The organism is Brevibacterium aurantiacum (genome assembly GCF_003932995.1).
GTDB lineage: Bacteria > Actinomycetota > Actinomycetes > Actinomycetales > Brevibacteriaceae > Brevibacterium > Brevibacterium aurantiacum.
The window spans coordinates 489,717-502,518 of the sequence record NZ_CP025333.1; the positions used below are offsets into that span (position 1 = coordinate 489,717).

Below are 12,802 nucleotides of genomic sequence, written 5' to 3' on the forward strand. Positions count from 1 at the left end.
AACAGTATCGTGATCAGTAGACAGAATGGCCAGGTGTCACCGGTGCGGATTCGCTGGTGGCCCGCGACAGTTGTGGGTATCGGATCGAGCAGGAGAATCGTATGAAGATGGCATCCGTGGTGTTCGTGTGCACGGGCAATATCTGTCGTTCGGTCACGGCCGAACGTGTGCTTCAGCATCATCTGGAGCTCAACGACGCCGAGGCTGTTGTTGACTCGGCCGGCATCAGTGATGAAGAGGCCGGCAACCCCATCGACCCCACCCAGGCGCGGGTGCTGGCCACGGCCGGCTACCGCACCGATGATCATGTCGCCCGGCAGATCACGTCCGAGTGGTTGTCCGAACGTGACGTGGCCATCGCGATGACCCGCAGGCATTACCGTGCCCTGCAGAACCTCATCGCAGAGCTCCCCGCCGAGGTGCGTCCGCGGTTGCGTATGCTGCGCGAATTCGATCCCCGGGTGACTCCAGGCGAGACCGGTGATGCCCCGGCGCCGGACGTTGAGGACCCGTGGGCAGGGGAATTGAAGAAATTCGAAGAAACTCTTGAGACAATTGAAATGTCCGTGCCGGGAATCACAGACTATCTGCACTCTTTGGCCGAGCAGACTCGGTGATACTGAAGGTAATTGTTGAAGGAGAAAACTGACATGACTCGAACCACGTGGTCCGCCCTCAAGCTCGGCTTCGCCGCCCTGCTCGTGGCTGCCTTGAGTGTCTTTGCTTTTGCCCCGGCCAGTGCTCACGACCAGCTCGTCTCCTCGAATCCCGAGGATGGATCGAAGGTCGACCAGCAGCCGGAATGGATTGAGATGGTCTTCTCCGGTGAGGTCCAGGAGGTCGGCTCAGAGGTCAAGGTCGTCATCGACGGCAAGAACGTTTCCGCTGGTGAGCTCGCCGTAGACGGCAAGAAGCTCACTGTGGCCCTGCCCGACAACCTCAAGCCCGGCGACTACAAGGTCACCTGGCGTGTGGTGTCCTCGGACGGTCACCCGATCTCCGGTGACTTCGACTTCACAATCGCTGACGCCGAGGGCGCTGGCGGTTCGGTCGAGCAGTCCTCGCAGGCCGGACTCGGCGGCGGCGTCGTCGACGAGCCCAGCAAGGACACCGAAGAGCGCGGCGAGATCGGCGAATCGACCGGAAGCGATTCCGGCATGTCGACCCCGATGATCGTGCTGCTCGCTGTTGGTGGCCTGGCCATCATCGTCATCGTCGTCCTCCTCATGCGCCGCAAGGCCCAGGGCCTGCCCGGCACCAAGAACGACGACTCGGGAGACGGTCCGAAGCGCGACTGAGTTTGTGACGTGATGCGTGCAGGGCACGTAATCCACAGAGCGGGGCCCCGGGAGTGATGAACTTCCGGGGCCCCGCTCTGTGCTGGTAGTGCGGCGTGGACGCGCTGGCCTGGCCGCGCGTGCGTCAGGCGGCTGTACGGTTGCCGCGCGCTCGGTCGGCGAGCAGGCCGATGAGCACCGCGACACACCCGATCGCTGAAATCGCGAGGGCCAGGAAGATGCCGTCCCCACTCGGGTGACCATCTGCACCCAGGTGCGCGGCGAGCACCGCCCCGGAGATCGCGCTGCCGAAGGAGCCGCCGACGGTGCGCAGCACCTGGTTGAAGCTGACCGCACTGCCCAATTCCTCAGTTGCCACGCTGCGGGCGATGAGGGCTGGCATCGCGGCATAGGTGGTGCCGACGCCCATCCCGACGACGAACATGCCGATCAGGATTTCCCAGAGTTCGGTGTGAGCGAAGAGCAGCAGCACCGATGACGCTGTGACCAGAGTCGCGCCCAGCGGCAGCAGAGTCGTCATCTGAATCCGCTTCGTCAGATGTCGCACAAGACGGTTGGCGAGGAAGCTGCCGACAGAGAACGGAAGCATCACGAAGCCGGCCGAGAACACCGGCAGGGAGACACCGTAGCCGGTTTCGCTCGGCGCCTGCGCGATGATGCTGCCGATCGACAGCACCATGTACATCACTGTGCCCAGCGTGATGGCCGTGAGGTTCGCGACGAGTGCGTCCGGGCTGCGGAGTACCCGAAGGTTGATGAGCGGATGCTTGACCCTCAACTCCAGCAGGACCCAGATCGTGAGCAGGACGAGCGCGACCGCGAAGCAGCTCAGGGTCGCCGGGGTCGCCCACCCCCAGGTCTCTCCTTCGCTGACTCCGAGCAGCAGTGCCGCGAGTCCGAAGGCGAGCACTGTCGCACCGGGCACGTCGAAGCGGACTCGCGGTGCCTGGGTGTCCGGTCCCGATGGGACGGCGACGATGACGACGATCATGGCTGTGGCGACGAAGAGTGCTGCGAACCAGAATGCGAACTGGTAGTCCAGCGATCCCGCGATGAGTCCCGTCAGGGGGTACCCGATGCCCATTCCCGTCGACACGGTCACCGACAGGCTGGCGATGCCGCGCGTGCTCTTCTCCACAGGCAGATACCGGCGGGCAAGGGCGATCGTCATCGGTACGATGCCGTAGCTCAGTCCCTGCAGGGCGCGCCCGATGAGGAAGACGGCGAAGTTGGTGGCAAGTGCGGCGACCACCGAGCCGACCAGGATGATGGTGAGAGCACCGACGAGGAGTCTCTTCTTATGCGGGCCATCGCTGAGGCGGCCCATCACCGGGGTGACGATCGCGCCGACGAGCAGGTTGATCGTGAGCATTCATTGTGCGGCGCTGATCGAGACATGGAATTCTGTCGAGATCGTCGGTACGAGGAGCATGCCCAGCGAGCTGACGACCGCCGTCGACAGTGCCGCATAGACGAGCGCGGGAAGCAGTCGACCGCCTGGTTGAGGCTCACTCATCCACGGACTCCTGCATGAGTTTGCGCAGCACGGGAACTGCCGCCGACAGTGTCGCACGCTCGGAGGCATCGAGATGTTCGACAAGCGCGTCGGCGAACCACCGAGTACCGGCCTCATGTTCGCTCTCGAGAGCGCTGCGCCCCGTCTCGGTGATTTGGACGCGGACCTTGCGACGGTCGACGTCGTCTCGTGCCCGGGTGACATAGGACAGCTCTTCCAGCTCGCGCAGTGCCACGGCGACCGCCTGCGGAGTGATCCGCTCTGCTACTGAGAGCTCGGATGCCGTGGCAGGGCCCCGTTCGTTCAGGTGAATGAGGATGCCGGACTTCCCGCGGGAGGTCGTCCGTTCCGCGTAGAAACGACGGATGAGTGGACGGAGCGCGCTGCGGAACTCGGCAGCAAGGTTCGGATCGGGCATTACCTCATTGTACAAACAAATTGATCAATCTACTTGCCTATTCCGGAGTGAACGGTCACAGAGGCACGGGAAGCGCTAAGCCGCACGGACCAGCAACGTGACTACAACGGGACAGCAGAGTCGGAATAGAACTACGTCGAGCCGCTGTTGTCCCTGGTAACTGATCTTTCTACTTTCTCGAACGAAGGGCCGCATCGCTTTGTCCGTTCCACTGAATATTCTCGACCTCGTCCCCATCCGCGAAGGATCTACCGCCAGTGAAGCCATCGACACCTCGATGCAGGCCGCACGCCTGGCCGATGAGCTCGGCTACAGCCGTCTGTGGTTCGCCGAGCACCACAACACCATGGGACTGGCCGCGAGCGCGACGGCGCTGCTGATCTCCCAAGCCGCGTCGGTGACCGAGAAGATCCGTGTGGGGTCAGGCGGAGTGATGCTGCCCAACCATGCACCGCTCATGGTCGCCGAGCAGTACGGAACACTGGCCAACATTCACGGCGATCGCATCGATCTGGGGTTGGGCCGCGCGCCTGGCACCGATGGAATGACAGCGCAGGCGCTCAGCCGTTCCTCGGCTGAACCGCAGTCGTTTGCCCAGAACATCTATGACATGCAGGGCTGGTTCAGCTCCGAGGGCAAGGCTCACACGATGCCGATCGAATCCGCTGTTTCTGTCGGAACCGAGGTCCCCATCTGGGTGCTGGGGTCGACGACGAACGGTGCCGCGATCGCCGGTCAGCTGGGGCTGCCGTTCTCGCTGGCCTCACACTTCGCACCCGACCAGATCGATGCCGCGATCCGCGTCTACCGCGAATCCTTCACCACCGAGGCTCCCACCGCACAGATCGACAAGCCCTACGTCATGGCTGGGATCAATGTGCTGGTGGCCGAGACAGACGAAGAGGCTGAGCGCGAGTTCACGACAGTGAAGCAGATGTTTGCCGACATCGGCCGCGGTCGCCGCCGTCATCTCCAGCCGCCCGTCGACCCGAGTGAACTCGCCGGTGGCGGTGAGAGCCCGATGCTTCGAATCAGCGCGGTCGGTTCACCTGAGACCGCAACCCGTCAACTGTCGGAGTTCGTCGAGCGCACCGGCGCCGACGAGCTCATCACCGTCACCTACGCCTACGAACCTGCAACGGCCGAGCGTTCCCTCAAGCTGCTCGCTGACGCCTGGTTCTGAAGCGGTTCGAAACTGGCGGTCTCAACCATCAGCGATCCCCTCGTTGGGCACCCTTCGGATTGTCGAGGGGTGCCTGTGCCAGGGGACGGAATTCCTCCAGGCTCGCCTGTTTCGCAATGTCGGCCATCGCTTTTTTGAAGGCTGGTGATGATGGCGGATTCAGCACTAGGTGGGGCAGTTGCGGGCGGAATGAGTCCATCAGCGGTTTGAGCGGACCAGAGAGCATTGAAGCTACAACGCTGCGTTCGAACTCGACGGAGTCCGACATAAGAAACCGAACGAAGTCTGATCCGTTCTCGTAGCCATTTCGGTGGGCAAGGGGATCGAGGAGTGCACGCAGCCGGTCAAAGTCGACCTTGCCGAATGTAGTGTCTCCGAACGCGTCGGCGACTAGCGAGAGATCTTCGTGAGAGTCAATGAGATCTGCGATCGTTCTCTCTATCGTTGTGCACGGCAGACCCTCAACTATGGTGATGTCGTCGCTGGTGATCGCGCGTCGCCGGAGACGAACGTCTTCCCTCCTCGTTCGCTTTCGCGAAGTCGACACGAATTCAATCTTGTCGGGAATGAGCTGTCCGATGCCCCACAGTTCTGCGGCAGACCGATGAGTGACTGTGAATCCTGCTGGATCGTCCTCCATGCGTTCGAACGCGAAGCGATGGGGGTCAAGTGACAGCCAGGCCGCTTTAAGTGCTGAATTTTTCCCGAACGCACCCTCGGCGGTGGCGTACACACCATGAGCGAGGCGCTCAATCACACCCTGATCGGCGAGACGACTGAGCGCCAGTCTGGACACGCCCCGACGCAGGGCCTGCTGTGTTGTCAGCATGCCACCTTGCTCGGACGCGAGATCCAGCGCTACAGTTACCATCTTGGACATACACCAATTGTATCTCATATAGATACTTTCGGTGCATATGCCTCACCCCACCAGCCGCACATGCGCAGCCAGACCGGCATCCTCTTCGGCCAGTACCCTCGCGGTCGAGAGGATCGTTGTCTCCATCGCCGAGGCGGCCCTGGTCGGCCGTACGTCCGCTCGGGTGGCGAGGCTGACCGTGCGTGACAGGCTCGGCTCCAGCAGCTGTGCCGAGGTCAGCCGGGGGCGGTCGACGAGGACCATGGCCGGGACGATCGCGACCCCGAGTCCGCGTTCGACGAAGCGCAGCACTGCGTCCATCTCGGCTCCCTCGACGACGATGTTCGGCGCCAACCCGGCCGCATCGAAGGCCGCCGAGGTGGCCTCGCGCAGATCGTATCCGTGATGGAACAGCACCTGGGGGAGTGCGGCAACGTCCGCCAAAGTTACCGTGTCACCGGGCAGAAAAGCAGCCCCGCCCCGAGGTGATTCTGCCGCGGCGATGACCACGAGGTCCTCACTGAGCACCCCCTGCATCCGCAGCCGCGGCATCTGCGCACTCGGGCTCAGTGTCCGCGTGATGAGCGCGAGGTCCAGCTCACCGGCGCCTAGGGCCTCAATGAGCTCCCGCGAACCCTTTTCGACGAGCTCGAGCTCAACCCCGGGATGCTCGTGATGGAAACCGCTGATCGCCTCGGCGACCAGACTGACGCACAGCGTCGGGGTCGCACCCAGGCGGATGCGACCCTTGCGCAGTCCGGCGAGCTCATCCATGTCACGGCGGACCGCCTCGGCGTCGGCGAGCATTCGTCGGGCGCTCGGCAGTAGAGTCTCGCCCGCGGCGGTGAGACTGATGTGTCCATGGGCGCGATGGAAGAGCTCGGAGCCGAGCTCCTTCTCCAGCGTCGAAATCTGCCGACTCAGCGACGGTTGTGCCAGGTGAAGTGTGGCGGCGGCCTTCGTGAAATGACCGGTGTTGGCGACCTCGACGAAGCTCGCGAGCTGTTCCAAATTCATACCCATAGCGTATCGCTATCGAGTTGAGCGAAACAATACATTGGACGCATGAAGTGTCCGAGCCTAGCGTGGAATGCATGAACACCACACAGGGAAATGCCCGCACCAAAGAACACACGATCTCCACCTCGGTGCTGGTCATCGGAACCGGCGGATCCGGCCTGCGCGCCGCGATCGAAGTCGCCGAATCCGGAACCGACGTCCTCGCCGTCGGCAAGCGACCCAAGGACGACGCCCACACCTCGCTGGCCGCCGGCGGCATCAACGCGGCCCTGGCCACCATGGACCCCGACGACTCCTGGCAGCAGCACGCGGCCGACACGATCAAGGAATCCTATGACCTCGCCAACCCCCGCACCGTCGAAATCGTCACCCAGGGAGCCGAACAGGGAATCGCTGACCTGGAGCGATACGGAATGGACTTCGCGAAGGAGGACGACGGTCGGATCTCGCAGCGCTTCTTCGGCGCCCACACCTGGCGTCGCACTGCTTTCGCCGGCGACTACACGGGACTCGAAATCCAGCGCACCCTCATTCATCGTGCCGAGGCCCTGAACGTCCCCATCCTCGACCGCGTCTACATCACCAAACTCCTCGTCGCCGACGGTCGCGTCTTCGGCGCATTCGGCTTCGACATCGTCGACGGCTCCCGCTACCGAATCCATGCCGACGCGGTCATCCTCGCAGCCGGTGGCCACAACCGGATCTGGCGCCGCACATCCTCCCGCCGCGACGAGAACACCGGCGACTCCTTCCGCCTGGCCGTCGAGGCCGGAGCCCGCCTGCGCGACGCCGAGCTCGTCCAGTTCCACCCATCCGGCATCATCGAACCAGAGAACGCCGCCGGAACCCTGGTCTCCGAGGCTGCACGCGGTGAGGGCGGAATTCTGCGCAACGCGCTGGGGGAGCGGTTCATGGAACGCTACGACCCCGAACGCATGGAGCTCTCCACCCGCGACCGCGTGGCCCTGGCCGCCTACACCGAGATCGCCGAGGGCCGCGGCACGGAGAACGGCGGCGTCTGGCTCGACGTCTCCCACCTGCCGCGCGAGACCATCATGGACCGCCTGCCGCGCGTGTTCCAGACGATGATGGAGACGCAGATGCTCGACATCACCGTCAGCCCCATCGAAATCGCCCCGACCGCGCACTACTCGATGGGCGGGGTGTGGGTCGACCCGGTCGAGCACAGCACCGACGTCGAAGGCCTGTGGGCCATCGGCGAGGCCTCGTCCGGGCTGCACGGGGCCAACCGCCTCGGCGGCAATTCGCTCATCGAACTCCTCGTCTTCGGCCGCATCGTCGGTCAGTCCGCCATCGCGTACTCGTCTGAGCTGGGGGCGCAGGTGCGGTCGCAATCTGCCATCGCCGAGGCGCGGGCCGAGATCGATGATCTCCTGTCCTCCGAAGGGACAGAGAACGTCAGAGCTCTGCAGCGCGAGATCCGCAACCTCATGACCGAGCATGCCGGAGTCGTCCGCGATGAGGCCGGTTTGGCCGAAGGGCTCGAGAAGCTCGCGTCGGTCGAAGCACGCATGAGCGAGGTCGGCATCCACCCCGACATCGCCGGATTCTCCGACCTTTCGCACGCCTTCGACCTCAAGTCTTCGGTGCTGGCTGCTCGAGCGACGCTGGAATGCGCGCTCGAACGCAGGGAGACCCGCGGCTGCCACAACCGCAGCGACTACCCCGAGCAGGATGAGAACCTGCAGGTCAACCTCGTGTGGTCGCCCTCGACTGGGGTTGTGAAGGAGAGCATTCCGGTCGTCGATCCCGAGGTCGCCGAACTCATGCGAGTCGAGGAGATCAGCGAGGTCGGCAAGCTCGTGGAGTGAAGCGGCATTCCTTGGTCCGCGAGCTCACCGCCAGAGCTGTCAGGCGGTGAGCTCGCGCTTCCAGTCTCCGACCAGGCTGATCAGGGTGAAGCCGGTGAGGAAGGCCGGGAAGGTGGCGAGGAGCCCGAGCCCGACGATCTCGATGTTGGTGTCGGCGGTGTCTTTGATGAAGAGAGCTGCGGTCACTGCCAGTGCAGTGGCTCCCCATGCGGTGCCCCCGACCGCGTCCGGAACTCGAGGTAATGCTTTCGACAGCATTCCGATAATGAAGCTGAGGGTGATGGCGCTCCAGATAACTGATTCCACGTTGATCACACCACCGAATACCCAATTCGTGGGTGCCCGGGAAACTCCTCCGCTAGTGTGCTCGGCTTTGAGCGCAGGAATAGCGCCGGGAACTACAGTAACCGACAAGGTTCATTGAGTAAAGAATGTGTCGCACTATGTACTGACGACGTTGGCTGTATCGATAGCGTTATCGGCATTACCGGCGTTGTCTTCGCTGCCTTGAGGTGCAATGAGGACGTTGGCACCGACTCTGCTGCTCCTACAGTCAGCGCCAAAACACCCCACTGCAAAAGGGTGATTTGGCGCTGATGGTGCGAGGTGAGCGGCGCTTACTGGACCGCGGGCAGTTCCTCCTGCTGCGTAGCAGCCCCCGCCGCCGGCACACCCGAGCCCCCGCCACGCACCGACCGGTACGCCACAATCGCCAGCACAATGCCGATCGCCGAGGTGAGCACTACGAGCCCGACGGACCCGTGGAACCCGGTGAGCAGCGCATCGAGATCGTCGGCGCCAGCATCGATGCGAGCACCGCTGAGCGCGCCGTAGAGTCCTGCGGCCAGCGAGGTGCCCACGCAGCCGGCGATCCGGAAGCTCGTCGAGACCACGGTGACGCCGTGCGGGCTGGTCTCACGGTCGAGATGAGACAGGGCGAAGGTCTGTGCCGGTCCGATGACGAACGCGGTGGCCAGCACGGCCGGGATGTAGAGGATGCCGAACAGCAGGATCGACGTGCCGCCGGCGGCCACACCGACCAGGGTGACGAAGACGGCCATGACGAGGAAGCCCAACGGGATCGACCACTTGCCGCCATGGCGATCGAAGAGGCGGCCGGCCACGGGGCCGAGGATCACGGTCAGCAGGATTCCCGGTGCCAGCGTAATCGAGGCGCCCATGGGTTCCATGCCGCGTGCACCCTGGAGGAAGAGCGGGATGACGACATTCATGGCGAAGACGAAGAGCAGGCCGAGCATCGTCATGATCACGCCGAGCACGAAGGGCTTGCTGGAGAAGGGGCGCAGGTCGAGCAGCGGGTGTTCGATGCGGCGCTGACGGACGATGAAGAGCCACAGGGCAATGAGTCCGACGACGAAGGCACCACCAGCGATCAGGGCAGAACCGCCGAAGGCCGCGGTGACGCCGTAGAGGATGCCGACGAGGGCGAGGGCCACGAGCAGGAACGATGGAATGTCGAGGACGGGGCGGCCCAGCTCGGCGACGGTGCGCAGGAAGATGGCGCCGGCGATGAGCACGACGACGCAGAGGCCGCCGAAGACCCACATCAGGGTCGTCCACGGGGCGATGGTGAGCAGTGCGCCGGAGAGCACGATGGCCAGCGAGGGCCCGAGCGTGGTCATGGCGGCCATGATGCCCATGTTCATGCCGAGCTTCTCCCGCGGCGAGACAGCCAGAGTGATGTTCATGCCGATGGGCGTGAGGAGGCCGGTGCCGATGGCCTGGAGCAGGCGGCCGATGAGAAGGACGCCGAAGGTCGGGGCGAGTGCGCCGATGACGGAGCCGATGACCATGATCGCGACGACGCTGATGAACAGCGTGCGCGTGGGAAAGCGGTGGTAGAGGACGTTCGCGACGGGGACGAAGACTGCGGCGACGAGCAGGTATCCGGTCGTCAGCCACTGGACGCTGCTCACGTTGATGCCGAAGTCGGACATGATCGGCGTGAACGCGACGTTGAGGAACGTCTCATTGAAGGTGGCGAGGAACGCGGCGGCTGCGGCGACTGCGATCATCCAGCCTGCGCGTCCTGTGGATCGCGGGCGGGTTTGGACAGATGAGGTCATCAGTTCTCCTGACATGTCGGCGGGTGTTGTTGCTCGACCGTGCCGTGTCAGAAGTGCCCAGAAGGGTCTTCGCGTGTCGTGTCATCGAAGCGCATGATGGCCAAATGGCCAGACATCAATGTAGCAGTTCTCAGAAGTTTTCATAAGCGAGAGAAAATCCCAGGACCCAACGGGAGCCGCCGAGGTGGTCGTGCACCTCGGCGGCTCCCGTTGGGTTGTCGTAGTCGCTCAGTCCTCGTCTTCGATCTCGTCGATTCGGACGGCCTCGAGCTGAGCCTGCCTGATCTTGCGTCGACGGGAGATCGTCATGATGACGATGGTAATGAGGCCGCCGACGGCTGCTCCGATGATGATCGACGTGCTGCTCGAGCTGACGAGCATCGTGCCCAGGCCGACATCGATGAGCGGATGTCCGGTGGTCTGGTGGAAGACGATGGCGATGAGCCAGAGGATGACAATTATTGCGGAGACGAGCTGGGAGAGGATGAGGCGCTTGGGAGCGACCCGTGCTGCGGCGGATGTGAAGTCGATTCCCTCGCGCTTGCAGTAGCTCGATACTGCGATGCTGATGACCGCTGAGCCGAGGACGATGGGCACCGTCCACAGTCCGGCTCCGATCACGGCGAAGAGCAGTCCGAGAGTGAAGAACACGTAGACCGAGACAATCGACCCGAATGTGTATGCCCGCAAGATGACATCGCGTTCGCGCTCATCTCCGATGGATGGGTCGTTGAGTCCGGCAAACCTGTCGGCCAGCTCGTTGGTCTTGCGGTTCTTGTTCGCGCTGTTCATGATTCCTCCTGAAGCGAGAAGATCTCTTCGACTGTCGTGGCCAGGGCCTTCGCGATCCGCAGGGCAAGGTACACGCTGGGTGCATAGTCGCCGCGTTCGGTCGCGATGATGGTCTGGCGGGATACGCCCGTGAGCTGGGCCAGCTGAGCCTGTGTGAGTCCGGCTGATTTGCGGACCTGCTTGAGGCTCGAGGTCTGAACTTCCACTTCGCCTCCCGACGTTCATTACGCAATGTCAATGATGCTTTACATAAAAAGTAAAACATCTTTGACATTGCTATGTCAAGAGTCTTTGACATTTGAACATCGCAGCCGGTGCCGCAGGTGACTAAACGGAATAGCTCGAGAGGAGGCTGCTGATCCTCTTCTTTACGTTGGAATGCTTGTCGCTCAGTAGTGCACATCTCTGCTGTTGACCAGGACGTCCTGGTCGCCAGTGATGCGGCAGGCGGCTCGGAGAATGTGCGCGAGCTCTTGGCGATTCATGCGGCGTCGTGTTCTTGGTTCCAGTGTTCACGAAATGAATGCAGAACCATTTGGCGTTCCCCGTCCGAAAGCACGCCTGCGAATGGGCTGTTCTGCCGCAGCTCCTTCGAGGTGTCGTCAGTCCCAGTAAGTACCCCGGCGACATTGTCGACGCCGCTGTCGATGACTCGCTCCCATTGCTCCAAGTACTGAGTCGTCATGCCGTCGGTGCGGTGTTTCGTCTTCCAGTCCTCAATGTTCGTCAGTGCTGCCTTCAGGACCTTTTGCGGGTCAAGCATGAGGTGCGCCAAAAGTGCGCGGTGCAGCCAGAGCGATTTTTCCTGCTCGCGCGTGAGGGGCGGTTTGATCAGGGCCCGGGCCGAGGAGTCGAGAATTCGGCGATGAGTGCCGACTTTTACGAAGCTGAGTTCATTGCGGTTGCACAGATCGACGACGTGCTGACGCGAGACGCCAAGTTTCTTCGCCGTCTCGCCTGTTGTCAACCAGTAGTCGTTCATGGCTTCAATTCTACGCTAAACACCAAAAACGCAACAGGCCTCAAAGTCTCCTGTCCTCGTCTGTGCGTCATTCGGTAACTGATGCATCTATCAATGTATGCATCTGTTAGCGTGGAGGTATGAACAATCTGCTGACGCTCCCGTGGGAAAGCACCGACGACTCCTCTCCGATCGCCGCTCGGATGGCTGCCTGGGCCGCACGTGAAGTCATCGAACAGCGCTACGAGCCGGGCGCTCTGCTTACAGAGGCCGACCTCGCCGAGGCTCAGAGGGCCAGTCGCACACCGGCTCGGGAGGCGATGCTCCAACTCGAGCGCTGGAGGCTGGTCCGGCTCGTGCCGAAGAAGGGCGCGATCGTGACCACGGTGACCCGGCAGGAGCGCCGCGACCTGCTTGCGGTGCGCGCCATGTTCGAAACCGACGCCGTCCAGGCACTGACTCTCGACAGCGACTTCGCGCCGCTGGCGGCAGACCTGCGCACGCTCCTCGATCGGCAGCAGAAGGCTCTGGATGCCAGTCATCCACTCGACTTCGCCAGTGCCGACTACGCCTTCCACTCCCGCATCATCCGCAGCGGCGGCAACAGCATTGTCGAGGAGATGCTGACCACGATGGGCCCGCGCTTGGCCCGCCTGACCTACCAAGTGGTCATCGATCAGCCCAGTTCGCTGCACACCCTCTTCGACGAGCATGCCGAGCTCACCGATCTCGCAGAACGCGGTGAGGCCAAGGATTTCGGAAAGGTCGTGCGCGAGCACATTCAGTCCTCCCACTTCCCCGAGAACCAGTGACATCGGAAACCGCAGCACTCAACC

General features: G+C 62.9%; 15 protein-coding genes. 5 read left to right on the forward strand and 10 right to left on the reverse strand.

Going from position 1 to position 12,802, the window contains the following annotated elements; genetic code table 11:
- Nucleotides 1-101 precede the first annotated feature (101 nt).
- Both CXR25_RS02200 and CXR25_RS02205 read left to right on the forward strand, forming a co-directional pair.
- Complete coding sequence (locus CXR25_RS02200) at nt 102-617, forward strand: low molecular weight protein-tyrosine-phosphatase (protein WP_009884606.1); 516 nt, start codon at nt 102-104, stop codon at nt 615-617.
- 33 nt (nt 618-650) lie between these two features.
- The gene (locus CXR25_RS02205; RefSeq protein ID WP_009884605.1) at nt 651-1,298 is read left to right on the forward strand and encodes a copper resistance CopC family protein; all 648 of its coding nucleotides are present in this window, start codon (nt 651-653) and stop codon (nt 1,296-1,298) included.
- 124 nt (nt 1,299-1,422) lie between these two features.
- Here the strand turns inward: CXR25_RS02205 and CXR25_RS02210 are convergent, their stop codons facing one another.
- From CXR25_RS02210 to CXR25_RS02215, 3 genes are read right to left on the reverse strand one after another with little or no spacing between them, the layout of a single operon-like run.
- The gene (locus tag CXR25_RS02210; protein ID WP_206427421.1) at nt 1,423-2,670 is read right to left on the reverse strand and encodes an MFS transporter; all 1,248 of its coding nucleotides are present in this window, start codon (nt 2,668-2,670) and stop codon (nt 1,423-1,425) included.
- Nucleotides 2,671-2,814: a hypothetical protein gene (locus CXR25_RS18755; protein ID WP_205677131.1), complete on the reverse strand. Its 144-nt coding sequence runs from the start codon at nt 2,812-2,814 to the stop codon at nt 2,671-2,673.
- Entirely contained in the window at nt 2,807-3,232 is a 426-nt protein-coding gene (locus tag CXR25_RS02215; protein ID WP_125177845.1) for a MarR family winged helix-turn-helix transcriptional regulator, read from the reverse strand. Before CXR25_RS02215 ends, CXR25_RS18755 begins: the two co-directional genes overlap by 8 nt.
- A gap of 199 nt (nt 3,233-3,431) precedes the next feature.
- On the opposite strand from CXR25_RS02215, the gene CXR25_RS02220 reads away from it, so the two are divergent.
- Nucleotides 3,432-4,415, forward strand: a complete 984-nt coding sequence (locus tag CXR25_RS02220; RefSeq protein ID WP_069599368.1) for an LLM class flavin-dependent oxidoreductase — start codon at nt 3,432-3,434, stop codon at nt 4,413-4,415.
- Nucleotides 4,416-4,443: 28 nt separating this feature from the next.
- Here the strand turns inward: CXR25_RS02220 and CXR25_RS02225 are convergent, their stop codons facing one another.
- Together CXR25_RS02225 and CXR25_RS02230 are read right to left on the reverse strand one after the other, a co-directional pair.
- Entirely contained in the window at nt 4,444-5,313 is an 870-nt protein-coding gene (locus tag CXR25_RS02225) for a type IV toxin-antitoxin system AbiEi family antitoxin domain-containing protein (RefSeq protein WP_125177846.1), read from the reverse strand.
- Between the two features lie 24 nt (nt 5,314-5,337).
- Complete coding sequence (locus CXR25_RS02230; RefSeq protein ID WP_125177847.1) at nt 5,338-6,291, reverse strand: LysR family transcriptional regulator; 954 nt, start codon at nt 6,289-6,291, stop codon at nt 5,338-5,340.
- A 77-nt stretch (nt 6,292-6,368) separates the two neighbouring features.
- Here CXR25_RS02230 and CXR25_RS02235 point away from each other — a divergent pair, with 77 nt between their 5' ends.
- On the forward strand, nt 6,369-8,126 hold the full coding sequence (locus CXR25_RS02235) for an FAD-dependent oxidoreductase (RefSeq protein WP_125177848.1): 1,758 nt from the start codon (nt 6,369-6,371) through the stop codon (nt 8,124-8,126).
- A gap of 39 nt (nt 8,127-8,165) precedes the next feature.
- Here CXR25_RS02235 and CXR25_RS18585 read toward each other — a convergent pair whose 3' ends face one another.
- The 5 genes from CXR25_RS18585 to CXR25_RS02255 form a co-directional block, all read right to left on the reverse strand.
- The gene (locus CXR25_RS18585) at nt 8,166-8,312 is read right to left on the reverse strand and encodes a hypothetical protein (protein ID WP_164513924.1); all 147 of its coding nucleotides are present in this window, start codon (nt 8,310-8,312) and stop codon (nt 8,166-8,168) included.
- 431 nt (nt 8,313-8,743) lie between these two features.
- Nucleotides 8,744-10,213 (reverse strand): MFS transporter, encoded by a 1,470-nt coding sequence (locus CXR25_RS02240; protein ID WP_241212374.1) that lies wholly within the window; start codon nt 10,211-10,213, stop codon nt 8,744-8,746.
- Between the two features lie 228 nt (nt 10,214-10,441).
- Entirely contained in the window at nt 10,442-11,005 is a 564-nt protein-coding gene (locus CXR25_RS02245) for a hypothetical protein (protein WP_009884596.1), read from the reverse strand.
- Nucleotides 11,002-11,211 (reverse strand): helix-turn-helix transcriptional regulator, encoded by a 210-nt coding sequence (locus tag CXR25_RS02250; RefSeq protein WP_009884595.1) that lies wholly within the window; start codon nt 11,209-11,211, stop codon nt 11,002-11,004. Before CXR25_RS02250 ends, CXR25_RS02245 begins: the two co-directional genes overlap by 4 nt.
- Before the next feature lie 275 nt (nt 11,212-11,486).
- Entirely contained in the window at nt 11,487-11,987 is a 501-nt protein-coding gene (locus CXR25_RS02255) for a helix-turn-helix domain-containing protein (protein ID WP_009884593.1), read from the reverse strand.
- A gap of 119 nt (nt 11,988-12,106) precedes the next feature.
- Between CXR25_RS02255 and CXR25_RS02260 the strand changes: the two genes are divergently transcribed.
- A complete protein-coding gene (locus tag CXR25_RS02260; protein WP_125240351.1) occupies nt 12,107-12,778 on the forward strand; it encodes a GntR family transcriptional regulator in 672 nt (223 codons plus the stop codon).
- Nucleotides 12,779-12,802 lie beyond the last annotated feature (24 nt).

Coding starts and splice junctions, on each gene's coding strand:
- CXR25_RS18755 (WP_205677131.1), bottom strand. CDS start 2,814: ATGAGTGAGCCTCAACCAGGCGGTCGACTGCTTCCCGCGCTCGTCTAT.
- CXR25_RS02260 (WP_125240351.1), top strand. CDS start 12,107: ATGAACAATCTGCTGACGCTCCCGTGGGAAAGCACCGACGACTCCTCT.
- CXR25_RS02235 (WP_125177848.1), top strand. CDS start 6,369: ATGAACACCACACAGGGAAATGCCCGCACCAAAGAACACACGATCTCC.
- CXR25_RS02210 (WP_206427421.1), bottom strand. CDS start 2,670: ATGCTCACGATCAACCTGCTCGTCGGCGCGATCGTCACCCCGGTGATG.
- CXR25_RS02255 (WP_009884593.1), bottom strand. CDS start 11,987: ATGAACGACTACTGGTTGACAACAGGCGAGACGGCGAAGAAACTTGGC.
- CXR25_RS02240 (WP_241212374.1), bottom strand. CDS start 10,213: ATGACCTCATCTGTCCAAACCCGCCCGCGATCCACAGGACGCGCAGGC.
- CXR25_RS02230 (WP_125177847.1), bottom strand. CDS start 6,291: ATGAATTTGGAACAGCTCGCGAGCTTCGTCGAGGTCGCCAACACCGGT.
- CXR25_RS02225 (WP_125177846.1), bottom strand. CDS start 5,313: ATGAGATACAATTGGTGTATGTCCAAGATGGTAACTGTAGCGCTGGAT.
- CXR25_RS02205 (WP_009884605.1), top strand. CDS start 651: ATGACTCGAACCACGTGGTCCGCCCTCAAGCTCGGCTTCGCCGCCCTG.
- CXR25_RS02200 (WP_009884606.1), top strand. CDS start 102: ATGAAGATGGCATCCGTGGTGTTCGTGTGCACGGGCAATATCTGTCGT.
- CXR25_RS02215 (WP_125177845.1), bottom strand. CDS start 3,232: ATGCCCGATCCGAACCTTGCTGCCGAGTTCCGCAGCGCGCTCCGTCCA.
- CXR25_RS02245 (WP_009884596.1), bottom strand. CDS start 11,005: ATGAACAGCGCGAACAAGAACCGCAAGACCAACGAGCTGGCCGACAGG.